Origin of the sequence: Microcystis ichthyoblabe FBCC-A1114, from assembly GCF_050500245.1 — a bacterium.
In the GTDB taxonomy this organism is placed as follows: Bacteria; Cyanobacteriota; Cyanobacteriia; order Cyanobacteriales; family Microcystaceae; genus Microcystis; species Microcystis ichthyoblabe_A.
The window spans coordinates 2060371-2082146 of record NZ_CP191408.1 but is presented as its reverse complement, the minus strand read 5'-3'; the positions used below and the strand labels follow the sequence as shown (position 1 = coordinate 2082146).

17 protein-coding genes are annotated in these 21776 nt (G+C 47.7%); 7 read left to right on the top strand and 10 right to left on the bottom strand.

The window, feature by feature from the left end; all coding sequences use genetic code 11:
• Window positions 1-13: 13 nt before the first annotated feature.
• Both ACQY1Y_RS10085 and ACQY1Y_RS10080 read left to right on the top strand, forming a co-directional pair.
• A complete protein-coding gene (locus ACQY1Y_RS10085; protein WP_430014497.1) occupies window positions 14-526 on the top strand; it encodes a hypothetical protein in 513 nt (170 codons plus the stop codon).
• A complete protein-coding gene (locus ACQY1Y_RS10080) occupies window positions 523-8367 on the top strand; it encodes a DUF6973 domain-containing protein (RefSeq protein ID WP_430014496.1) in 7845 nt (2614 codons plus the stop codon). The genes ACQY1Y_RS10085 and ACQY1Y_RS10080 overlap by 4 nt, the downstream gene beginning before the upstream one ends.
• Window positions 8368-8734: 367 nt before the next feature.
• Here the strand turns inward: ACQY1Y_RS10080 and ACQY1Y_RS10075 are convergent, their stop codons facing one another.
• Together ACQY1Y_RS10075 and ACQY1Y_RS10070 are read right to left on the bottom strand one after the other, a co-directional pair.
• Window positions 8735-11128: a DUF3769 domain-containing protein gene (locus tag ACQY1Y_RS10075; protein WP_430014495.1), complete on the bottom strand. Its 2394-nt coding sequence runs from the start codon at window positions 11126-11128 to the stop codon at window positions 8735-8737.
• 140 nt (window positions 11129-11268) lie between these two features.
• The gene (locus tag ACQY1Y_RS10070) at window positions 11269-11385 is read right to left on the bottom strand and encodes a photosystem II reaction center protein I (RefSeq protein WP_002732356.1); all 117 of its coding nucleotides are present in this window, start codon (window positions 11383-11385) and stop codon (window positions 11269-11271) included.
• A gap of 189 nt (window positions 11386-11574) precedes the next feature.
• Between ACQY1Y_RS10070 and rsmI the strand changes: the two genes are divergently transcribed.
• Window positions 11575-12414: a 16S rRNA (cytidine(1402)-2'-O)-methyltransferase gene (rsmI, locus tag ACQY1Y_RS10065; RefSeq protein ID WP_430014494.1), complete on the top strand. Its 840-nt coding sequence runs from the start codon at window positions 11575-11577 to the stop codon at window positions 12412-12414.
• A gap of 36 nt (window positions 12415-12450) precedes the next feature.
• Here rsmI and ACQY1Y_RS10060 read toward each other — a convergent pair whose 3' ends face one another.
• The 5 genes from ACQY1Y_RS10060 to ACQY1Y_RS10040 form a co-directional block, all read right to left on the bottom strand.
• Window positions 12451-13620, bottom strand: coding sequence for an LptF/LptG family permease (locus ACQY1Y_RS10060; RefSeq protein WP_016516317.1), 1170 nt, complete (start codon window positions 13618-13620; stop codon window positions 12451-12453).
• Between the two features lie 32 nt (window positions 13621-13652).
• The gene (lptB, locus tag ACQY1Y_RS10055; protein WP_002734513.1) at window positions 13653-14381 is read right to left on the bottom strand and encodes an LPS export ABC transporter ATP-binding protein; all 729 of its coding nucleotides are present in this window, start codon (window positions 14379-14381) and stop codon (window positions 13653-13655) included.
• Between the two features lie 158 nt (window positions 14382-14539).
• A complete protein-coding gene (locus ACQY1Y_RS10050; protein ID WP_002732682.1) occupies window positions 14540-15040 on the bottom strand; it encodes an LptA/OstA family protein in 501 nt (166 codons plus the stop codon).
• Window positions 15041-15265: 225 nt separating this feature from the next.
• On the bottom strand, window positions 15266-15691 hold the full coding sequence (locus ACQY1Y_RS10045; protein ID WP_185239678.1) for a DUF309 domain-containing protein: 426 nt from the start codon (window positions 15689-15691) through the stop codon (window positions 15266-15268).
• 9 nt (window positions 15692-15700) lie between these two features.
• Window positions 15701-16060: a ferredoxin thioredoxin reductase catalytic beta subunit gene (locus ACQY1Y_RS10040; protein ID WP_002779133.1), complete on the bottom strand. Its 360-nt coding sequence runs from the start codon at window positions 16058-16060 to the stop codon at window positions 15701-15703.
• Window positions 16061-16315: 255 nt separating this feature from the next.
• On the opposite strand from ACQY1Y_RS10040, the gene ACQY1Y_RS10035 reads away from it, so the two are divergent.
• Together ACQY1Y_RS10035 and ACQY1Y_RS10030 are read left to right on the top strand one after the other, a co-directional pair.
• On the top strand, window positions 16316-16615 hold the full coding sequence (locus ACQY1Y_RS10035; protein ID WP_002733535.1) for a DUF1816 domain-containing protein: 300 nt from the start codon (window positions 16316-16318) through the stop codon (window positions 16613-16615).
• The gene (locus tag ACQY1Y_RS10030) at window positions 16584-17231 is read left to right on the top strand and encodes a ComF family protein (RefSeq protein ID WP_002779130.1); all 648 of its coding nucleotides are present in this window, start codon (window positions 16584-16586) and stop codon (window positions 17229-17231) included. The genes ACQY1Y_RS10035 and ACQY1Y_RS10030 overlap by 32 nt, the downstream gene beginning before the upstream one ends.
• Window positions 17232-17275: 44 nt before the next feature.
• On the opposite strand, the gene psbX is transcribed toward ACQY1Y_RS10030, so the two are convergent.
• Entirely contained in the window at window positions 17276-17395 is a 120-nt protein-coding gene (gene psbX / locus ACQY1Y_RS10025) for a photosystem II reaction center X protein (protein WP_002733679.1), read from the bottom strand.
• A gap of 218 nt (window positions 17396-17613) precedes the next feature.
• On the opposite strand from psbX, the gene ACQY1Y_RS10020 reads away from it, so the two are divergent.
• Complete coding sequence (locus tag ACQY1Y_RS10020) at window positions 17614-17913, top strand: hypothetical protein (protein WP_002734830.1); 300 nt, start codon at window positions 17614-17616, stop codon at window positions 17911-17913.
• 35 nt (window positions 17914-17948) lie between these two features.
• Here the strand turns inward: ACQY1Y_RS10020 and ACQY1Y_RS10015 are convergent, their stop codons facing one another.
• Window positions 17949-18881: a DNA adenine methylase gene (locus ACQY1Y_RS10015; protein WP_430014493.1), complete on the bottom strand. Its 933-nt coding sequence runs from the start codon at window positions 18879-18881 to the stop codon at window positions 17949-17951.
• Between the two features lie 15 nt (window positions 18882-18896).
• A complete protein-coding gene (locus tag ACQY1Y_RS10010; RefSeq protein ID WP_301337544.1) occupies window positions 18897-19163 on the bottom strand; it encodes a type II restriction endonuclease in 267 nt (88 codons plus the stop codon).
• Between the two features lie 320 nt (window positions 19164-19483).
• On the opposite strand from ACQY1Y_RS10010, the gene ftsH2 reads away from it, so the two are divergent.
• A complete protein-coding gene (gene ftsH2, locus ACQY1Y_RS10005) occupies window positions 19484-21370 on the top strand; it encodes an ATP-dependent zinc metalloprotease FtsH2 (RefSeq protein WP_002734973.1) in 1887 nt (628 codons plus the stop codon).
• Window positions 21371-21776 lie beyond the last annotated feature (406 nt).

The window sequence follows — 21776 nt, the reverse complement described above, 5'->3', positions numbered from 1 at the left end:
GCAACTGCGAGTCATGGAAAACTTACTTGGTTTACACCAAATATTACCGATTAGCCTTCTGTGCACTTTCATGCTGTCAATCTCAGGATGTACTGCGAAGCAGGGCGGACAAATGATTGAGCAGGATTATCTTCAGAGATATTTAGAGGTTGGTCAGGTTCTCAAGCTTAGCTCTTTAGAAAAAATGCCCGATAGCCATCTGTGTGTTCTCTATCCTTATCAACAATCTATTTCGGAGGGTGTTCCATACAGTACTCGCATCAATGCCTATCTAAAGTCAACTGGCTATGTGGCGAATGAGTCCCATTGGGCATTTATCATCGTCATGCCTAAAGAAATAAGCCTATCCAAGTTCAAGCGATCTAAAAAACTTGACATTTTGGCTACTCATGAAATCCAGCCAGAACACAGAGCGCAATTGCCGAAGAGATTTGTACCAGCCAGTTGTGTCCCTTTAGATGTTGGGGCAATAGTGAAAATTGAATCTAGAAATCGGATCTTTTTAGTCGTAGGAGAAATGAAATGAGTGAATTTGACAACCTGTACAACAGGTATATGCAGGAAGCCAATACATACGCGGAGAATTATGGAATTGATCCAAATACCAAACATAATGGTGCTTGGGACGCCTTTCGACATGCCTATGCAAGCGGAGCTATGGCTAGGGAATATGGTGTACCTGCTGCTCATGTTTTTGGTGACCTCAACGAAATTAGAGGTGATCTACAACATGACCAGCCTTGGCAAGAGAAAAACATGGATAAATGGAATAACTCGGTAGGGCGAGATATTGGCAAAAATGCCAGCAGCAGCAATGAAATCGCGCAGAAGGTGAATGATGCGCTGAAGCGAGGTGACCTGATTACTGATCCTTGGAATGATGCCCGTCGATCCAACGGAGACAGCTGGTTAAGTGACTTGTTTGACTCTCTTGCGGATCGAATTGGAGATGCAGTCGATGACTTAAGTGATTGGATTGACCAGGTGGGTGACTCTTTCTCAGATGCCCTGCGGGATCAACTACGCCGCCTAATTGATCCCATCGTTCTCGACCTGGATGGCAACGGCATTGAACTCACTCCGCGGGCGACATCCAATGTCTATTTCGATATGGATGGCGATGGCATCAAAGAACAAACGGGTTGGGTGAAGCCGACGGATGGCCTGCTGGCAATTGATAGCAACGCCAACGGCCAAATCGACAACATCAATGAGCTAATCGGTGATCTTGGACGCTCAGGCTTTGCTGAACTGGTCACCTATGACCTCAACAATGACCGAGTTATCAATGCCAGTGATGCAGTCTGGTCCCGGTTCAGAGTTTGGCTCGATGCCAACAGTAACGGTCTTACCGATACAGGCGAGTTGCGTACACTTGCTTCCCTCAATATTCGCTCCATCGATTTGAGGTACACAGCCGTCAACTTCACGGCAGAAGGCAACCGGATTCACGAGCAGTCGATCTTTGAATATACAAATGGCACAACAGGCTTAGTCGCAGATATCTGGTTTGATGTCTCCAATGTTGATACCAATTCCTCGATTAGCTTGACGGGCAACATCACCATTGACAATCTCCCTGACATCCGTGGACGTGGGGATGTCAAGTCACTGCGCTCTGTCATGTTGGCGGATGGAGCTTTGGCCACACTGGTTACGGGTTTTGTTTCTCAGAACCTCAGCAGTCTTGCCAACGCCCGCAGCCAGGCAGAGCAGATCATTTATCGCTGGGCGGGTGTGCAATCCGTTGACCCATCATCACGAGGAGGACTATTCGATGGGCGCAAGCTGGCAGCACTAGAAGCCTTTCTGGGTACACAATTCGTCGTGGAAGGTATCCGAAACCCCAACGCCCAGGCCGTAGGCAGCTTGACTGACTCCTGGAATGGTCTTGTGGATGGCATCCTAGCGAGGCTGTTGATGTCTGGCCCGCTAGGTAGTGCCATGGCCGATAGCGCTGTCTATGTACCCGAAATCGACAGACTTATGACCGTACAGACCCCTGCGGATCTGTTGAATAGTTTCAAAAGCAAGGCTCCTGCTGGTGACGGAATTACGGTAGCAGGGTATTGGGCGGCCGTTCTCCCGCTGGCGCGGGAAATCATCCAGGACGTGGGGGGTGATCCAACTTCGACAAGCTTCACCACAGCGGTGAACGCGGCCTTGGAAAACACTGGGCTTGCACCATTTGCCGATCTGCTCACAAATGGAATCATCCCATTAAGCCCAATACCCTCCGTACTCCAAAGCGCAGGGGTATTTCGCCTCACATCAGGTAATGACACCCTTTGGCTGGGAACTGATCGTTATGCTGTCTTTGCTGGCGACGGCAATGACTTTTTGGCCTTCACCACCGACAACTCCCAACCACAGCACCTAGATGGTGGTGCTGGGAACGATCAGATCTATGGTACGGCGGCAAATGACTGGTTAGACGGTGGCGCTGGAGCCGACACCATGGCCGGCGGCGGGGGTAATGACACCTACACCGTCGATGACGTGGGGGATGTGGTCATCGAATTAGCTAATGCTGGGGAGGATCATGTGCGTACCTCCATCACCTACACCCTGAGCAGCACCCTAGAGCATCTGACCCTCCTTGGCACCAATGCCATCAACGGCACCGGCAATGCCTCTGCCAATCGCCTCAGTGGCAACAGCGCCGCCAACCGACTGGAAGGTCTCGCCGGTAATGACACCCTCGATGGGGGTGCCGAAGCCGACACCCTGAATGGTGGATGGGGAGCCGATCTTTATCGCATCGATGCCACAGGCGATGTCATCATCGAAACAGGCAGCGACATAGACACCGTTGAGGCCTCGCTGAACTATACCCTCGGCGCACGACTGGAAAACCTGGTGCTGATTGGTACCGCCCTCAACGGTACGGGCAATGAAGCCAACAACAGCCTCTGGGGCAATGCCCTGAACAACACCCTCAACGGCGCTGCCGGTGCCGACACCATGATTGGCGGCCTTGGCAATGACATCTACATCGTTGATAACCAAGGTGATTCGGTTCAGGAGGAAGATGCCGCTGGCACAGACCGGGTGCAGTCCTCCATCAGCTATACCCTCAGTGGGAATGTCGAACAACTCGTCCTGACCGGCTCGCAAGATCTCTCAGCAACCGGCAATGATCTCGCCAACCAGATCACTGGCAACACCGGCGACAACTGGATCGATGGAGACCTAGGTGCTGACACGATGAGCGGTGGAGCTGGAGACGATGTCTATGTCGTCGATAACGCTGGTGATGTAGTGACAGAAGCGGCCAATGCAGGTATCGACTGGGTGTATTCAACTCGCTCTGCTTATACCCTGGGTGCCAATGTGGAGAATTTACAACTGTATATCAGTTGGGACGATGGCATCAACCGCAATGGCACCGGCAACACTCTGGATAACGAGATCATCGGAACCAGCGGCAGCAATATCCTGACCGCTCTAGCCGGCAATGACTCCCTCTACGGCCAGGGAGGAACCGACAGTCTCTATGGTGGTGATGGCGACGACCTCCTCAACGGTGGCAGTGAGCAAGACCGCCTAGAAGGGGGTGCCGGTAACGACCGCTACATCGTTGATCTGGCCACTGATACCGTTATAGAAGCCCTCAACGCTGGGAGCGATACGGTGGAATCCTCTGTTTCCTGGATACTGGGTGCCAACGTTGAACACCTCACACTGACAGGTGAGTGGAATGCCATCGATGGTCAGGGTAATGGACTCAACAATCAATTGACCGGCAACAACGGTAACAACAACCTTGACGGCGGCACTGGTGCTGACACCATGGCTGGTGCTGGCGGTGATGACACCTACACCGTCGATGACGTGGGGGATGTGGTCATCGAATTAGCTAATGCTGGGGAGGATCATGTGCGTACCTCCATCACCTATACTTTGGCCAGCACCCTAGAGCATCTGACCCTCCTTGGCACCACCGCCATCAACGGCACCGGCAATGCCTCTGCCAATCGCCTCAGTGGCAACAGCGCCGCCAACCGACTGGAAGGTCTCGCCGGTAATGACACCCTTGATGGGGGTGCCGGTGCCGACATCCTGAATGGTGGATGGGGAGCCGATCTTTATCGCATCGATGCCACAGGCGATGTCATCATCGAAACAGGCAGCGACATAGACACCGTTGAGGCCTCGCTGAACTATACCCTCGGCGCACGACTGGAAAACCTGGTGCTGATTGGTACCGCCCTCAACGGTACGGGCAATGAAGCCAACAACAGCCTCTGGGGCAATGCCCTGAACAACACCCTCAACGGCGCTGCCGGTGCCGACACCATGATTGGCGGCCTTGGCAATGACATCTACATCGTTGATAACCAAGGTGATTCGGTTCAGGAGGAAGATGCCGCTGGCACAGACCGGGTGCAGTCCTCCATCAGCTATACCCTCAGTGGGAATGTCGAACAACTCGTCCTGACCGGCTCGCAAGATCTCTCAGCAACCGGCAATGATCTCGCCAACCAGATCACTGGCAACACCGGCGACAACTGGATCGATGGAGACCTAGGTGCTGACACGATGAGCGGTGGCGGTGGCGACGATGGCTATGTGGTCGATAACGCTGGTGATGTAGTGACAGAAGCGGCCAATGCAGGTATCGACTGGGTGTATTCAACTCGCTCTGCTTATACCCTGGGTGCCAATGTGGAGAATTTACAACTGTATATCAGTTGGGACGATGGCATCAACCGCAATGGCACCGGCAACACTCTGGATAACGAGATCATCGGAACCAGCGGCAGCAATATCCTGACCGCTCTAGCCGGCAATGACTCCCTCTACGGCCAGGGAGGAACCGACAGTCTCTATGGTGGTGATGGCGACGACCTCCTCAACGGTGGCAGTGAGCAAGACCGCCTAGAAGGGGGTGCCGGTAACGACCGCTACATCGTTGATCTGGCCACCGATACCGTTATAGAAGCCCTCAACGCTGGCAGCGATACGGTGGAATCCTCTGTTTCTTGGATACTGGGTGCCAACGTTGAACACCTCACACTGAGCGAAGAAGATGCCATCGATGGTCAGGGTAATGGACTCAACAATCAACTGACCGGCAACAACGGCAACAACAACCTTGACGGTGGCGCTGGAGCCGACACCATGGCCGGCGGCGGGGGTAATGACACCTACACCGTCGATGACGTGGGGGATGTGGTCATCGAATTAGCTAATGCTGGGGAGGATCATGTGCGTACCTCCATCACCTACACCCTGAGCAGCACCCTAGAGCATCTGACCCTCCTTGGCACCAATGCCATCAACGGCACCGGCAATGCCTCTGCCAATCGCCTCAGTGGCAACAGCGCCGCCAACCGACTGGAAGGTCTCGCCGGTAATGACACCCTCGATGGGGGTGCCGAAGCCGACACCCTGAATGGTGGATGGGGAGCCGATCTTTATCGCATCGATGCCACAGGCGATGTCATCATCGAAACAGGCAGCGACATAGACACCGTTGAGGCCTCGCTGAACTATACCCTCGGCGCACGACTGGAAAACCTGGTGCTGATTGGTACCGCCCTCAACGGTACGGGCAATGAAGCCAACAACAGCCTCTGGGGCAATGCCCTGAACAACACCCTCAACGGCGCTGCCGGTGCCGACACCATGATTGGCGGCCTTGGCAATGACATCTACATCGTTGATAACCAAGGTGATTCGGTTCAGGAGGAAGATGCCGCTGGCACAGACCGGGTGCAGTCCTCCATCAGCTATACCCTCAGTGGGAATGTCGAACAACTCGTCCTGACCGGCTCGCAAGATCTCTCAGCAACCGGCAATGATCTCGCCAACCAGATCACTGGCAACACCGGCGACAACTGGATCGATGGAGACCTAGGTGCTGACACGATGAGCGGTGGAGCTGGAGACGATGTCTATGTCGTCGATAACGCTGGTGATGTAGTGACAGAAGCGGCCAATGCAGGTATCGACTGGGTGTATTCAAATCGCTCTGCTTATACCCTGGGTGCCAATGTGGAGAATTTACAACTGTATATCAGTTGGGACGATGGCATCAACCGCAATGGCACCGGCAACACTCTGGATAACGAGATCATCGGAACCAGCGGCAGCAATATCCTGACCGCTCTAGCCGGCAATGACTCCCTCTACGGCCAGGGAGGAACCGACAGTCTCTATGGTGGTGATGGCGACGACCTCCTCAACGGTGGCAGTGAGCAAGACCGCCTAGAAGGGGGTGCCGGTAACGACCGCTACATCGTTGATCTGGCCACCGATACCGTTATAGAAGCCCTCAACGCTGGCAGCGATACGGTGGAATCCTCTGTTTCTTGGATACTGGGTGCCAACGTTGAACACCTCACACTGAGCGAAGAAGATGCCATCGATGGTCAGGGTAATGGACTCAACAATCAACTGACCGGCAACAACGGCAACAACAACCTTGACGGTGGCGCTGGTGCTGACACCATGGCTGGCGCTGGCGGTGATGACACCTACACCGTCGATGACGTGGGGGATGTGGTCATCGAATTAGCTAATGCTGGGGAGGATCATGTGCGTACCTCCATCACCTACACCCTGAGCAGCACCCTAGAGCATCTGACCCTCCTTGGCACCAATGCCATCAACGGCACCGGCAATGCCTCTGCCAATCGCCTCAGTGGCAACAGCGCCGCCAACCGACTGGAAGGTCTCGCCGGTAATGACACCCTCGATGGGGGTGCCGAAGCCGACACCCTGAATGGTGGATGGGGAGCCGATCTTTATCGCATCGATGCCACAGGCGATGTCATCATCGAAACAGGCAGCGACATAGACACCGTTGAGGCCTCGCTGAACTATACCCTCGGCGCACGACTGGAAAACCTGGTGCTGATTGGTACCGCCCTCAACGGTACGGGCAATGAAGCCAACAACAGCCTCTGGGGCAATGCCCTGAACAACACCCTCAACGGCGCTGCCGGTGCCGACACCATGATTGGCGGCCTTGGCAATGACATCTACATCGTTGATAACCAAGGTGATTCGGTTCAGGAGGAAGATGCCGCTGGCACAGACCGGGTGCAGTCCTCCATCAGCTATACCCTCAGTGGGAATGTCGAACAACTCGTCCTGACCGGCTCGCAAGATCTCTCAGCAACCGGCAATGATCTCGCCAACCAGATCACTGGCAACACCGGCGACAACTGGATCGATGGAGACCTAGGTGCTGACACGATGAGCGGTGGAGCTGGAGACGATGTCTATGTCGTCGATAACGCTGGTGATGTAGTGACAGAAGCGGCCAATGCAGGTATCGACTGGGTGTATTCAAATCGCTCTGCTTATACCCTGGGTGCCAATGTGGAGAATTTACAACTGTATATCAGTTGGGACGATGGCATCAACCGCAATGGCACCGGCAACACTCTGGATAACGAGATCATCGGAACCAGCGGCAGCAATATCCTGACCGCTCTAGCCGGCAATGACTCCCTCTACGGCCAGGGAGGAACCGACAGTCTCTATGGTGGTGATGGCGACGACCTCCTCAACGGTGGCAGTGAGCAAGACCGCCTAGAAGGGGGTGCCGGTAACGACCGCTACATCGTTGATCTGGCCACCGATACCGTTATAGAAGCCCTCAACGCTGGCAGCGATACGGTGGAATCCTCTGTTTCTTGGATACTGGGTGCCAACGTTGAACACCTCACACTGAGCGAAGAAGATGCCATCGATGGTCAGGGTAATGGACTCAACAATCAACTGACCGGCAACAACGGCAACAACAACCTTGACGGTGGCGCTGGTGCTGACACCATGGCTGGCGCTGGCGGTGATGACACCTACACCGTCGATAATGCGGGGGATGTGGTTTTTGAATTGCCAACATCTGGGACAGACCATGTCCGCAGTTCAATCACCTATGCCTTGGGAGCATTCGTGGAAAATCTAACTTTGCTTGGCAGCGGCAACATTAACGCAACCGGAAATACTTTGGCCAACACGATTTCTGGCAATGCTGGCCAAAATATCATCAGTGGCGGTCTCGGACAGGACACATTGACTGGCAACACTGGAGCAGACACTTTCCGTTTTCAAACAATTGAAGATAGTGCTAACTTTGAGTATGATGCAGACATTATCACAGACTTTTCCCTGGCCCAAGGGGACCGGATCGACATATCGGGTATCGATGCCGTGGCATCCAGCGTCCCGGATAATGCCTTTGTCTTTATCGGCTCATCAGCGTTCAGTGCCGCTGGGCAGGTTCGCTTTTTCGCCTCCAGCGGCATGACTTATGTCTCGCTAAATACTAACAGTGATCTGAACAATGTTGAGTTGATGATTGCATTAACAGGACAACTGACTATGCAGCAGTCTCATTTTCTTCTTTGAATCTACGAACTTGTTCAAAAACATAACTTGAATCCACAAAAACTATATCGTTTTCTCACGCTTCCCGCCTCCCCACACTCCCTGACAGGTGTAGGTATTTTACAACTAAGAGGAAGGGGAGTAGTAAAAAGCATGGCCAATTCAAGTCTGAATTGGCCAACAAACAAATATTAAGGGAGTAGAAGGGTTAAATTATGAAACGATCAACACCATGAAAATTTTAGGAGCTTTTCTGTCAATTTAAAGAGAAGATATAAGTAGAAAAAGTGCGGGCTTGTGTTTGTTCCAGTTTGATGTTATTATGCTAAATCTGGTTATTAAAAACTGATTATTTATTCTCCCCTCTCCCTTCTCCTATCTCCTCAGCTTAACGGGTTACTCCATCCACCACTGGACGGACATCGCTACCCTCAAAATAGCCGGGGTTGCCTGTCCAGTTGAAATCCGACACGCGGATGTTGAGTATTCCCAACTGCAGCACTGGGTTATAGCGCAAAATTAAACTATAGGTCCGACGACTCCATTCGAGAAAATATTCTGTACTGATTTCCTTAGCTTGATCGATACTATAAATGCTCTGGAAACCCACGCGAATCGGACCATATACCTGTTGAGTTATACCATAGGACATGGTTTGTTGATCAACAAAGCGATCGAAGAAAAAGGGTGATTGTCCGTTAACTAAACCCTGACTAAAACTGAGATTAAATCCGGTATAGTCGAACAAATCGCGGGAAAAACGCCCAAACTGTCCCAATAATCCCACGGTTCCCGTGACGGAATTTTGCGTCTCTCCGTTAGTGTAATAACTGCTGACACCGGTGACACCAGTGACAAGAGCAATATAGGGTTGAACGGGAAGAGGAGAAAATCTTAAACCTTGGTCGGGAGTCGGTGGTAAAGTAAGGGCAGACCAGAGTAAAAAACTGCGATTGAGGGAGATAGCACCCTGAAAACGGCTTAAATTGGTCACATTATCCGTTGCATTGGCCGCTAAGAGATCACTGCGATCGGTGGGTGCGTTAACATTCTGAACAGAAGCTTGATAACTGAGTCTGATATCCGTATTGGGGACAACAATCACCGGTGAGGTCAAAATTGCCCCAAAACTGCTATTAACCGTCTGAAACCCCAAAGAACCGTTAAAGAGACGCTCGCGATAATTGTACTCCACATTGAGCAGATAGGGATCCTGCAACTGTCCGATCGTCTGTTGAAAGCGAATTTTAGAACGAACAATATTTTCGATCTGTTCCAAATCTAAATTAGAAAAAGAAGCTGTCGCTTGCAAAAACGAGCGCTCACCAAAATTAGTGGCAAAATTGCCCAACAAACCAAAAGCTTTCGGACTAAGGGGCGAAACTTCGCCACCTCCGGGGTTAGCTGAGGGAAAAGCATCGGGATTAAGGACTTTTTGAATTAAATATTGCGGTGTCAACTCAAAAAGAGTCTTCGGTGTCTCCACTAAAGTTAGGGGACTTTCTACGAAAAATCCGCCCCGATCCTCCCCATCATAGCCCGGGGCAATTAAAAAAGGACGACGACGACGGCGATCGAAAGTAAGACTATTAATAAAAGTGGGTGCCACTACCCGTTGATCGAAAACCAACTGGGAATTACTCATCCGTAACTCATCGGTAAAGGGGCCGGTACTGCGAAAAGTGGCGGAATTAGCTCGAACTTCCAATTCAGGGGGGGAAAAAGGGTCATTAGTCAGACGCACATTAGTGGCATTCCACACCTTACCATCAAAATTCAAGCGTTCGGCCTGAAAACGGACACGATTAATCGTTCCCCCCGATGGACTACTAATATTCTGTCGATCGCGTCGACTGGGATCCTGTCCCCCGACGACAAATTGAAAACCCTCTCCCGTGGTGATTCTCTGCAAGGGTTGATTTAATGCCAAACGATCGGTTAGGGTTCCAAAAGAACTACCGGCCCCCACATCCGTGGGCAGCGTTTGTCCTAAATCCCTAGCGGTGCTGGGTTGAAAAATCTCCCCATTAGCATTAAATACCACACCGCTATCCTGGACGAAATAATACTCAAAGCGATCGCCGCGCAGGATTTGATCTCCCCGGGTTAGGATCACCTGGCCCTCCGCTACCGCTAACTTTTCGGGAAGATTAATCTGTAAGCGATCGGCTGTTAGTACACTTTGGGCAAAACGTAGGGTGACATTACCCCTAGCGGTGATAATCTGCCGATTTTGGTCAAATTCCTGCTCATCGGCCACTAATTCTAGGGGCTTTTCCCCTTCTGGATTAACTGCATCGGTCTGAGCTAGGCTGTTATTGAGGGAAATCAAGTATTCTTGGCTGGTTTTTTCGCCTTTTTTCCGCACTAATAGCCGAGTTGAGCCATTTTTCTGGTTAAGAGCTTTTTGATTTAATCCTGAAACTATCTCGGTTTCGGGATGAATGGTGACACCAACGGCTGCGGGGGGTGGAGAATTCTGGACAGAAAGGGGTTTTCCTAAAGCTGCCGCATCACCCGCACTGCTAGGTAAAGGTTCTAAGGGAATACCCTGATCGGGAACCAAGGGTTTTACCTCGACGGTTTCCGGAGGTGGAGTGACGGTGAGGGGAATAGAAACGCTCTCTTCTGAAGGCTTTTTTGCCTCTAGAGGTGCTGGGGTGACAGGGAGGGGAACTACAGACGTGGGAATATTTTCAGCAACTTGGCGCTCCTCCGTTTCCGGTTCGGCTACAGTATTAATCAGGGCAGGTGGTTCAACAGCTAAGAAAAAAAAAGACATGACTGCACGAGTCGGCGATCGAAATAGAGGACGAGCGAACCTCAATGATACTACCACGATCATTATTTCTAGGGAGACAGGGAAAGTCCGATAACTTGTTCCCTGTGTCTCTACCCTAGAACCAGTTTGATAATTGTCTTCTACTCAAAGTCTTTGCGTCCGGGGTTACGGGTAGGATCGCCAGAAAGGAAGCCAAAGATAAAAAGTAAGACAAAGAAGGAAACAACGATATAAACGGCGATTTTTAGGGTTAACATTACTAAGACGTTCTCCTTAGACTAGATTAATGCAATAACAGGGTTAGCATACCTTGACCTACTTTACCCTATTTGAGTGATCCCTGAACAGAGAAAAGCGATCGGTTCTCAGTTATCAGTGAGCAGATGTGAATTTTTAGTTTACTGATCACTTAAAATACAACTAAATAGCCTATTTTTAGCCAATTTATGAATAATATCGGTAAATTGTATGTGGTGGGAACGCCGATCGGCAATTTAGACGATCTGACTTTCCGATCCCTGGCAACTCTCAAAAAAGTCGCTCTAATTGCCGCCGAAGATACCAGACACACCGGCAAATTATTACAGCATTTTGATATTTCAACCCCTCAAATTAGTTACCATGAACATAATCGCCTTTCCCGTCTCGATCAGTTATTAAATATTCTCAGCCAAGGTCAGGATATCGCCTTGGTTACTGATGCGGGAATGCCGGGGATTTCTGACCCTGGTTATGAGTTAATTAAAGCTTGTATAGAAGCTCAGATCGAAGTGGTTCCCATCCCCGGAGTAACGGCGGTAATTACTGCTTTAGCGGTGTCGGGATTACCCACGGAAAGATTCTGTTTTGAAGGATTTCTTCCGGGTAAGGAAAAGCTGAAACAAGAGCGCTTAGAGGGTTTAAAAACCGAAACAAGAACGATGGTTTTTTATGAAGCACCTCACAAACTTATTAAGACTTTGGAGGATTTACGCGAAACTTTCGGATCAACGAGAAAGATAGTTTTAGGTCGGGAATTAACCAAGCTTTACGAAGAAATTTGGCGAGGAACTATCGCCGAGGCGATTAATTTATATCGGGAGAATAAAACTCCTAAAGGGGAATTTACGCTCATAGTTATGGGCAACGATCAGGCCGATAATATCCAATTATCCGAGGAGGAATTAAAACGGGAATTAAAACAAATTATAGAACGGGGAGTTAGTCGATCGCAAGCCAGCAGACAATTAGCACAGGTTACTAATTTATCCCGCAGTCGTTTATACAAATTAGCCCTAGAAATTTGATGATTATCAATTTTTATTCCCACCGCTAATCCTCGATTATTTAGCCGATTGAAGTAACAAAATTCCCCCGGCAGTTAATCCTAAAATGTTGGGCAACCAAGCGGCCATCAAGGGGGTTAAAACTCCGCCAATGCCTAAGGAACTGGTGACAAAAGATAGGAGATAATAGGAGAAAATTAGGACAATACAAATACCGAAACTGGTGGCTTTATTAGAATTTTGGGGACGCAATCCCAAGGCTGCCCCAATCATCCCAAAAACTAAACAAACAAAGGGTAAAGATATTTTCTGCTCGATTTGAACCTGTAGTTTTCTAATTTTGGTAGGATTGCCACTTAATTGCATTATTTTTAGGTATTCCTGCGCTTGTCTTAGGGTCATTTCTGAACCATCTCGCGCCCGAAAAGCTAAATCTAAAGGGGTACGCGGTAGGGCTAATTGTTGATGTTGAAAGCGGACAATATTACGATAGGAACCATTAGGATCAATTAGATAAATTGTGCCGTTATAAAAATCCCAGATATTCTTTTCAATATTCCAAGAAGCTGATTCTGAGGTAATAATTTGATTAACTTCCGGTTGGGTGCGATCAAGAATGGTTAAACCTAACATTTCTTGACCGTTAAATCTTTCAGCATAAAATAACCTTCTTAATACTGTTTGCGATTCCCCTCCATCCGGTGGCCGCACTTTGCCGTATTCAGGATAAATAATATTATCTTCAATAAAAGATTTGCGATTTGGTCGCAGAGCTTTCGTCATGGTAGCATTAGCTTCATAACTAGCAGCTGGAGCCACATAATCATTAAAAATGTAGGTTAATCCCGTCACTATTAAACTTAGCACAATGGCGGGAATTATTAGGCGATAAACACTAATTCCAATACTTTTAAAAGCAATTAATTCGCTATCACTGGCTAAACGACTGTAGGCCATTAAAGCTGCTAAAAGTATCGACATGGGAAAGGCTAAAACAATAAACTCTGGCATTTTTAATAGGAGAATTTTTAGGGCCAAAGTAAAAGGTAAACCCGATTCAGTAATCCGTCGCACTAAATCAAATAAAGTCCCGATCGCCACTCCCAAAGAAGTGAATAAACCCATACCAAATAGAAAGGGTAATAATAACTCGACAAAAATATAGCGGTCTAAGATGGTAAATCCGGGTATTCTACTTAAATTTCCTTGCCAATTGCTAACTTTCATGATATAATGCAGCGATTTTTTATTAATAACAATTATCTTAAGAAATTATCACCCAAATAATACTGACGCACCAGAGGATTATTATAAAGTTCTTCACCACTTCCCGCCGCTAAAATCTGCCCTTCGCGCATAATATAAGCCCGATTAGTAATAGCCAAAGTTTCTCGCACATTGTGATCAGTAATTAAAATTCCCATCTGACGATCCCTTAAACCAGCGATCATCGCTTGAATCTCAGATACAGCGATTGGATCCACCCCGGCGAAAGGTTCATCTAATAACAAAAATCTTGGTCCGTTGACTCCCACCGCTAAAGCGCGAGCTAATTCCGTCCTTCTTCTTTCTCCTCCAGAAACGTAAGCTCCTTTAGTGCCAACAATCTTATCGAGGCGAAATTCTTTTAATAAATTATAGAGACGATTTGCCCGTTGGGAAAAGGGAACTCCCGACTGTTCTAGGGCTAACTGAATATTTTCTGATACAGTTAAATAACGAAAAATACTGGCCTGCTGCGTCAGATAGCCAATACCCAGACGCGCCCTTTGATTAAGGGGTAATTTGGTAATTTCTTTTTGATCGAGCCAAACGCGCCCTTGATTCGGTTTAATTAATCCCGTGGCGATATAAAAAGTTGTGGTTTTCCCCGCGCCATTTGGTCCTAATAACCCGACAATTTCCCCCGGGGCAACGGTAATACTCACTCGGTTAACCACGAGTCTTTTACCGTAGGATTTATGGATATTTTCTAATACTAAAGTCATCTTTATCCGGTGTTGGGGTGTGGGGTGTGGGGTGTGGGGAAGTGGGGTGTGGGGTGTGGGGTGTGGGGTGTGGGGAGAATACTGCCTTTTGCCTTTTGCCTTTTGCCTTTTGCCTTTTGCCTTTTGTCTCCTGTCTCCTGATTCCTGTCTCCTGACTATCACTGCGGGTTAATAATTGGGGCAGCGGGGAGGGAAGGGGAAGGTATGGGTGCGGGTGTCGGGGAAGCAGCTGGTTGGGGGGAAGTTTCGTTATCTTTGACTAAATAAATTGACTCCACCTGCTGACTGGTTTGGGGAGTAGCGATAAATCTACCCTCATCGACTAGATAAGTCATCGTTTCAGCGCGGATACTGTTGCCTTCTTGCAAAACGTAAACGTTACCCGTCATCACTAAACGACGTTCGCGGCTAAAATACTGAGCTTGGGCGGAAGTGGCCTGCATTTTGCGAGCGGGATAGAACACTTGTACGTTACCCCTAGCAGTAATTACCCCCGTTTTTGAGTTTGCCTCTTGAATATCCGATCGCACTGTCATGGCATTACCGGGTACAATATTCTGCTGTGCCTTGACTAGGGGAGAATTGCCCAATCCCACCATTAAGCTGGTAGAAACGAGGGCAACTAGCCATCCCCTGATTTTTGCGGATCTTGCTCTCATAAAAATGTCACCTATAAGTAAATGGTTTCAATTAAATTGAAGATAAATTGCCCCTTGATCCCCCCTTAATCCCCCCTTGATAAGGGGGGTGCTGATCCCCCCTTAATCCCCCCTTGATAAGGGGGGTGCTGATCCCCCCTTAATCCCCCCTTGATAAGGGGGGTGCTGACAATTTTAACACCCACCTACTTAGAGGTAATTGTATTGACTAACTAATCTAGCTGTTTAGAGAACGGGATGAATTTTGAGGATTTTCGGCAGGGAACAGATAGATTGATCGAGGTGGGGATGAGGATGTTCCTGATTGCTTTTCATCGCTTCTAACACTGCCGGTAAAGCTTGGGGATCGAGATTCTGTAAAAAGTTTAATAGATCCAAACTCTCCCCCACCAAGTGCGTCACGTTGATCCCCTCGTAATCGGGTTGATAGTGTTGTAAACGTCTCACCCCTTCCCCCAAAAGAATTACCGCCCCGCGCCAGTTATTATTTTCTAGATGGTAACAAGCGACAGCAATCTGCAAAATGCCTTGATAAAAGGTTTTTTCAGGCTCTGCGGACTCCATCCACAAAGCCTCTAGGGTATCATGACAAGCATAGAATTGCTGGCGATTAAATTCGTCGATTCCTTGCCCAAAAGCGCTGGCTGTCATTACCCTATACTAATGCCCCTTCATCAATTCGCGGACTTCTTGGATATAGTCGAGGGAAATTACCTGTTCTTCCCCAGCAAACTCGTTATCGGGGGTAATAAACAGCATACAGTGACATTCTTTCCGTTCCCGCATCGGTACACAGGGACAATTCCAGAAAGTATTTTTTACCTCCGCTTCTTTGTCCTCGTAGTGACGACAGGGACATAAAGGAGCGCCTAATTCGTCCTTATGACGCGCTAATCCCTCAATTACTACGGCTGTCACCGAGAGATCGCTACAGAAATAGGTATTTGTACCTCTAGCGTACTGTTCGGCAAACTTCTTCATCGCCTCAAGACTCTTATCTGTGTCTGTGATCTGGCTCATAGTTATCTTATCTCCCTAGCTTTCTACAAAAAAACTTTTTACTATCCTATCTCGATCCGCTTCCCCTTGGCTGAGGGGAATTTTTAGAATCTCTTTTGATTTTGCGACCGATCCCCTTGTTAATCTAATACGATAAAAAGACTCTCTTTGGCCAAAAGCTCGACTTTTTGGCCAGCAAACGGGAATTATGGAGGCAAAGTTCCTCAAAACCTGTCCTTGATTCCTGCAATCCCTGTACCCTATCAATACCAGAACATGATTTTATCTTTCTTGCAGACAAATAAAATTTCTGACGATAACACGCCTTGGTGGCTGAAAATTACCTCCCTTTATCCCCACTGTATCTACTATTTTGGTCCCTTTGCCTCCTTTGAGGAAGCACAACAGCATCAGGGGGGTTATCTCCAAGATCTAGAGTCCGAAGGAGCGCAAGGAATCAGTCTTTCGATCGAGCGGAGTAATCCCCATTATTTGACCGTTTTTGACGATGGAAGTCAGGATCTAGCTAAAACTTTTGCTTCCCATGCTCGAACCTTTTCTCGCTTTATTTCTTAAGTCTCCCTGTCCTCTTTGTCAACGGCAGAGCGATCGAGAGCTTTGCCGTGATTGTGGGCGACAATTACAGGCCTATCGTCAGAATAACCCGCTTTTTCTCTGGCGTAGTTCTATTCCCCTGTTTATCTGGGGACGCTATGAAGGTAAATTAAAACAGGCGATCGCTAAAATGAAATATGATCGCCATCCCGCTCTCGGCTCTTTGCTAGGCAGTTGCATGGGGGAAACTTGGCTGCTGCGTCCTCCCCTCACCGATAAACGTTTGACGGTGATTCCTATCCCTCTCCACCCAGAAAGGTTAAAGGAAAGGGGTTTTAATCAAGCAGAAGTCATTGGCGAAGGTTTTTGTCGTTTAACCGGTTATCATCTGGCTAGTCGCGGATTAATTCGGACTAAGAACACGGCAGCCTTGTTTAGTATGGCAGCCGAGGAAAGAAAAAGGACGATGCAAGCGGCTTTTCAACTGGGGAAAAATTTACCGAAATCAGTGCCGATTCTCTTAATTGACGATATTTATACCACAGGAACCACGATCGAGGAAGCTGTGCAGGTTTTACGCACAGAGGGATATCGGGTAGTCGGTGCGATCGCTCTTGCCAGTTCCAAAATTAGCTAAAATGCCCAGAGGAATCGGTCTGGGCATTTTAGAGTTAGATTAAATTAAGTGCGTTTGATCTTGTCGTATTGACTGATGAAAATCAAACCGATAGTGGCAGGGATCAGAACGATAACCGCACCTAAAACAAGGCTCCAGAGAAAGTTAGCTAAAGAGGGTGTCATGATAGATAAATCCTTTGTCATATTTTCAAAGACTTAGTTTTTTATCTTATCACCTTGGGCGAGAAGACCCCCAGTTCCACGGCCAGATAAATGCGATCGCAGGTTTTATATGTCTTCAATCCCTCAAGATAAAGTCTCCCTTGACTTCTCAAGGGGATAGGGATGTTTGACAATAGGTGATAGTTACAAAACTTTAAACTAGATTGGCAAAGATTTTTATGGCTACTGACGATCGCAAACGGCGCATTCTCGATCATCTCTCCAGAAGTACCACTGGTGCTGACTATATTCCCAAAAAACCGCTGCCAATTGTGGAAACTCCTCCGGTGGTAGCGGAACCCGTGGCAGCGCCGCCTCCAGTAACTCCTTCACCGGAATTAACCGCTAAAGAGCGCAAAAGAAAGATAATGTCCCATCTTTCCATGAGTAGTCAAGATTTTGGCGAAATTACTAGCACTGCCCCCGAAGAAAAGCGTAAACGCCAAATTAACGACCATCTGCGCCAAAGCCAAGGATAAATAGTAAGGAGTGAGAATTAGCCACTAGGCATCTTCTAGACTGTTCTCGCTCCCTCATTTTCTGCTGTCGATGGCAATAATGACAGTTGTTGCAAATCAGTTCCTCGCTCTGGCAACAAGGGAATGTTAAAGTTAGTAATGAGTGCTTCGGTGATCGGATGACGTAATTTTTCTGTGGAACCCACATGATAAAAATGCTGTTTAGTATAGATATAAAACTTATCAGCACTCCAATTTTTTTTAATTAAAGGATTGCTCCTAAACTGATTACTATGCCAAGTGGACAAAATAAACCGACAAGAAATATCCTTTAAAATAGTCACCAAACAATCTTCATCCTCTTCAGACCAAGAGTTAAAATAATCGGTGTGTCTCCCTAAATAAGGAGGATCGAGATAGATCAAGTCTGTTTTTTGCCAATCAGATAAAGTCTCTCGAAAGTCAGCAACTTGAAAATTATAATCAGTTTTAATAAGAATATTTTCTAGGGCAATAACTTGATTGACTATTTTGGTAATATATGCTTGAGAAAATCGCTCTGATTTATGACAGTAAGGTACGTTAAACTGTCCCTTACGATTGAATCTCATCACGCCATTAAAACAGGAGCGATTGAGAAATAAAAAATCTAGAGAATTAGGAGATTGATTAAATCTTTCTCGTACTTGATAATAATAACTTTCTCCCTGCTCCTTAAGAACTTGACCATTTTCTTGCAAAAAAAGCTTAACAGTTTTACTGGTAATAACTTGATTTTTTAGATTATTATAAAACTGTATAATATGAGTATTTGTGTCCGCAAGTAAAGACTTTTTGGGATTAATATTAAAAGCCACCACCCCCGATCCAGAAAAGGGTTCTATCCAACGCCCAAAGCTCAGATCAGACACAATATTTTTAATATCTTTCACCAATTTAGTTTTAATTCCTTGACACTTAATCGGTGGCACAAGTGGCGTTAACTTCACTAAACACTCTCCTCATCAATAGTAATCTCTGTCCACAGCAAACTTAGCTCCTGTTGGCTCGTGAATAAAGGTCAAATCAGGGTAAAAATTTTGTTGAGATACTAACTCTATCTTTAATTGGTTACATCTAGCAAAATTATCAAATATGGGAAAAAGAAGCAATTCTAGGATTTTGGAGATGATTTTCGTATCAATAGATATAGTATATACCTTGAGGCAGTTTAAATTCAGTACAGCTGATCCCAGAAACCATGAGACTCTTGTTAGAACAAATGAACTCAAAAATCTGGCTCTTCTCGGTTCTGTGTGATAAGTTTAACTTATATATATAGGATCGATCAATCTTGGTGTCCTTTGTGTCTTTGTGGTTCGTTCCACCCCCCCGCTAGGAAGAATGTATCTTAGAATACATTTTACCCACCAAACCCAAGAGAGCCAAAATCTATCGTCACCATTCTTGTCAGAATTATGAGAATTACGTTACATTTAGTTAAGATTTAATTGGCTGCGGGGATTAATCTCGAAAAAATAACGTAAAATCCTTGACAAAAACAGCTAAATGAGTTAAGCAAAAATCTTTATCCTAGAACCACTAAACAAACATGAAACTATCCTGGAAAACGATTTTACTGTGGACATTGCCCGCCCTTGTGGTCGGTTTTTTCCTCTGGCAAGGCACTTTTGCCACGGCCACCGGTAATATCGGCAATAACACCGCCACTACCCGCATGACCTACGGACGCTTTCTAGAATACCTAGACAGTGGTAGGGTTGTTAGCGTCGATCTCTACGAAGGGGGCCGAACCGCGATCGTACAGGCCCTAGATCCAGAACTAGAAAACCGAGTACAACGCCTGCGGGTCGATTTACCTGCCAATTCCCCCGATTTAATCGCCCGTTTACGCGATTCTAAAATTAGTTTCGATGCTCACCCGATGCGGAATGACGGCGCTTGGTGGGGATTCCTCGGTAATCTACTTTTCCCCTTTTTGCTGATTGCCGCTCTCTTTTTCCTGTTCCGCCGTTCTAATAATATGCCAGGCGGCCCCGGTCAAGCGATGAGTTTTGGCAAATCAAAAGCTCGTTTCCAGATGGAAGCAAAAACCGGCATCACCTTTGATGATGTGGCAGGAATTGATGAAGCGAAGGAAGAATTACAGGAAGTCGTCACTTTCCTCAAACAACCGGAGAAATTTACCGCCGTCGGTGCCAAAATCCCCAAAGGAGTCCTGTTAGTTGGTCCTCCTGGTACGGGTAAAACCCTGTTAGCCAAAGCGATCGCCGGTGAAGCGGGTGTACCTTTCTTCAGCATTTCCGGTTCGGAATTTGTGGAAATGTTTGTCGGTGTCGGTGCTTCTCGCGTGCGCGACTTGTTCAAAAAAGCCAAGGAAAATGCTCCCTGTTTAATATTTATCGATGAAATTGACGCGGTAGGTCGTCAACGGGGTGCCGGTATCGGTGGCGGTAACGATGAACGGGAACAAACCCTAAACCAATTATTGACAGAAATGGACGGTTTCGAGGGGAATACGGGAATTATCATCATTGCCGCCACTAACCGCCCCGATGTTCTCGATTCCGCTCTCATGCGTCCGGGCCGTTTTGATCGGCAAGTAACCGTCGATGCGCCCGATTTTAAAGGTCGTTTAGAGATTTTAGACGTTCACGCCCGCAATAAAAAGCTGGCTAACGACGTTTCCATCGAAGCGATCGCCCGTCGCACTCCGGGGTTCAGTGGAGCAGATTTAGCCAATTTACTCAACGAAGCGGCAATTTTAACCGCTCGTCGTCGCAAAGATGCCATTACCCTCCTAGAGATAGATGACGCAGTGGATCGCGTTATCGCCGGTATGGAAGGCACTCCTTTAGTCGATAGCAAGAGCAAGCGCCTAATCGCTTACCATGAAGTGGGCCATGCGATCGTGGGTACGCTCTTAAAAGATCACGATCCCGTCCAGAAAGTGACTCTGATTCCCCGGGGCCAGGCCCAGGGTTTAACTTGGTTCACTCCCAACGAAGAACAGGGTTTAACCACGAAAGCGCAGTTAATGGCCCGGATTTCCGGTGCTTTAGGTGGTCGGGCGGCTGAGGAAGAAATCTTCGGCTATGATGAGGTGACTACCGGTGCCGGTGGCGATTTACAGCAAGTTTCTGATATGGCCCGCCAGATGGTGACTCGTTTCGGGATGAGCGATTTGGGTCCTTTGTCCCTAGAAAGTCAAGGGGGTGAAGTGTTCCTCGGTGGCGGTTTGATGACTCGTTCCGAGTATTCTGAGAAGGTCGCTACTCGCATCGATGATCAGGTGCGATCAATCGTGGAACACTGCCATGAAATTTCTCGACAAATTGTCCGCGATCATCGCGAAGTGATCGATCGAGTGGTGGATCTGCTGATCGAAAAAGAAACGATCAATGGGGAAGAATTCCGGCAAATTGTGGCTGAATACGCCTACGTTCCCGAAAAAGAACAGTTTGTACCACAGTTATAGGTTGATTTCAATCTATATGCGATCGGGTGGGTTAAAGCTCACCCGATTTTTTTATCCCAGTTAGGGTTTGCTGAATAAATGTGAAATGTAGGCAAGGTAAGAGTTTTGTGGCTTTTTTCGCGAAACAGGTGCAAGATTTTGAGAGAATCGTCGTTCAAAACCTTGCGTCTTCATCGGCCCGCGTCCTGTAGGGGCGAAGCATTCGGACAATCACCTATCGGTGAAACCGTAGATTTTCTAACCGAATGCTTCGCCCGTACTTTTTGCCGCAAACCCTAGTTAAGGCTTGCTGAATAAATCTAAAAACCTTGTTGGATAAGGCTTTTAGACTTTTTTGACCTCAAAAAGTGCCGACCATTGGAGGGATCGGGGGTAAAATTCAGGTACTTTTTCCCTGAAAATTAGG

What these genes read in the sequence shown, in the direction of transcription:
- ACQY1Y_RS10085 (WP_430014497.1), top strand. Translation starts at nt 14, where the DNA reads ATGGAAAACTTACTTGGTTTACACCAAATATTACCGATTAGCCTTCTG.
- ACQY1Y_RS10080 (WP_430014496.1), top strand. Translation starts at nt 523, where the DNA reads ATGAGTGAATTTGACAACCTGTACAACAGGTATATGCAGGAAGCCAAT.
- ACQY1Y_RS10075 (WP_430014495.1), bottom strand. Translation starts at nt 11,128, where the DNA reads ATGTCTTTTTTTTTCTTAGCTGTTGAACCACCTGCCCTGATTAATACT.
- ACQY1Y_RS10070 (WP_002732356.1), bottom strand. Translation starts at nt 11,385, where the DNA reads ATGTTAACCCTAAAAATCGCCGTTTATATCGTTGTTTCCTTCTTTGTC.
- rsmI (WP_430014494.1), top strand. Translation starts at nt 11,575, where the DNA reads ATGAATAATATCGGTAAATTGTATGTGGTGGGAACGCCGATCGGCAAT.
- ACQY1Y_RS10060 (WP_016516317.1), bottom strand. Translation starts at nt 13,620, where the DNA reads ATGAAAGTTAGCAATTGGCAAGGAAATTTAAGTAGAATACCCGGATTT.
- lptB (WP_002734513.1), bottom strand. Translation starts at nt 14,381, where the DNA reads ATGACTTTAGTATTAGAAAATATCCATAAATCCTACGGTAAAAGACTC.
- ACQY1Y_RS10050 (WP_002732682.1), bottom strand. Translation starts at nt 15,040, where the DNA reads ATGAGAGCAAGATCCGCAAAAATCAGGGGATGGCTAGTTGCCCTCGTT.
- ACQY1Y_RS10045 (WP_185239678.1), bottom strand. Translation starts at nt 15,691, where the DNA reads ATGACAGCCAGCGCTTTTGGGCAAGGAATCGACGAATTTAATCGCCAG.
- ACQY1Y_RS10040 (WP_002779133.1), bottom strand. Translation starts at nt 16,060, where the DNA reads ATGAGCCAGATCACAGACACAGATAAGAGTCTTGAGGCGATGAAGAAG.
- ACQY1Y_RS10035 (WP_002733535.1), top strand. Translation starts at nt 16,316, where the DNA reads ATGATTTTATCTTTCTTGCAGACAAATAAAATTTCTGACGATAACACG.
- ACQY1Y_RS10030 (WP_002779130.1), top strand. Translation starts at nt 16,584, where the DNA reads ATGCTCGAACCTTTTCTCGCTTTATTTCTTAAGTCTCCCTGTCCTCTT.
- psbX (WP_002733679.1), bottom strand. Translation starts at nt 17,395, where the DNA reads ATGACACCCTCTTTAGCTAACTTTCTCTGGAGCCTTGTTTTAGGTGCG.
- ACQY1Y_RS10020 (WP_002734830.1), top strand. Translation starts at nt 17,614, where the DNA reads ATGGCTACTGACGATCGCAAACGGCGCATTCTCGATCATCTCTCCAGA.
- ftsH2 (WP_002734973.1), top strand. Translation starts at nt 19,484, where the DNA reads ATGAAACTATCCTGGAAAACGATTTTACTGTGGACATTGCCCGCCCTT.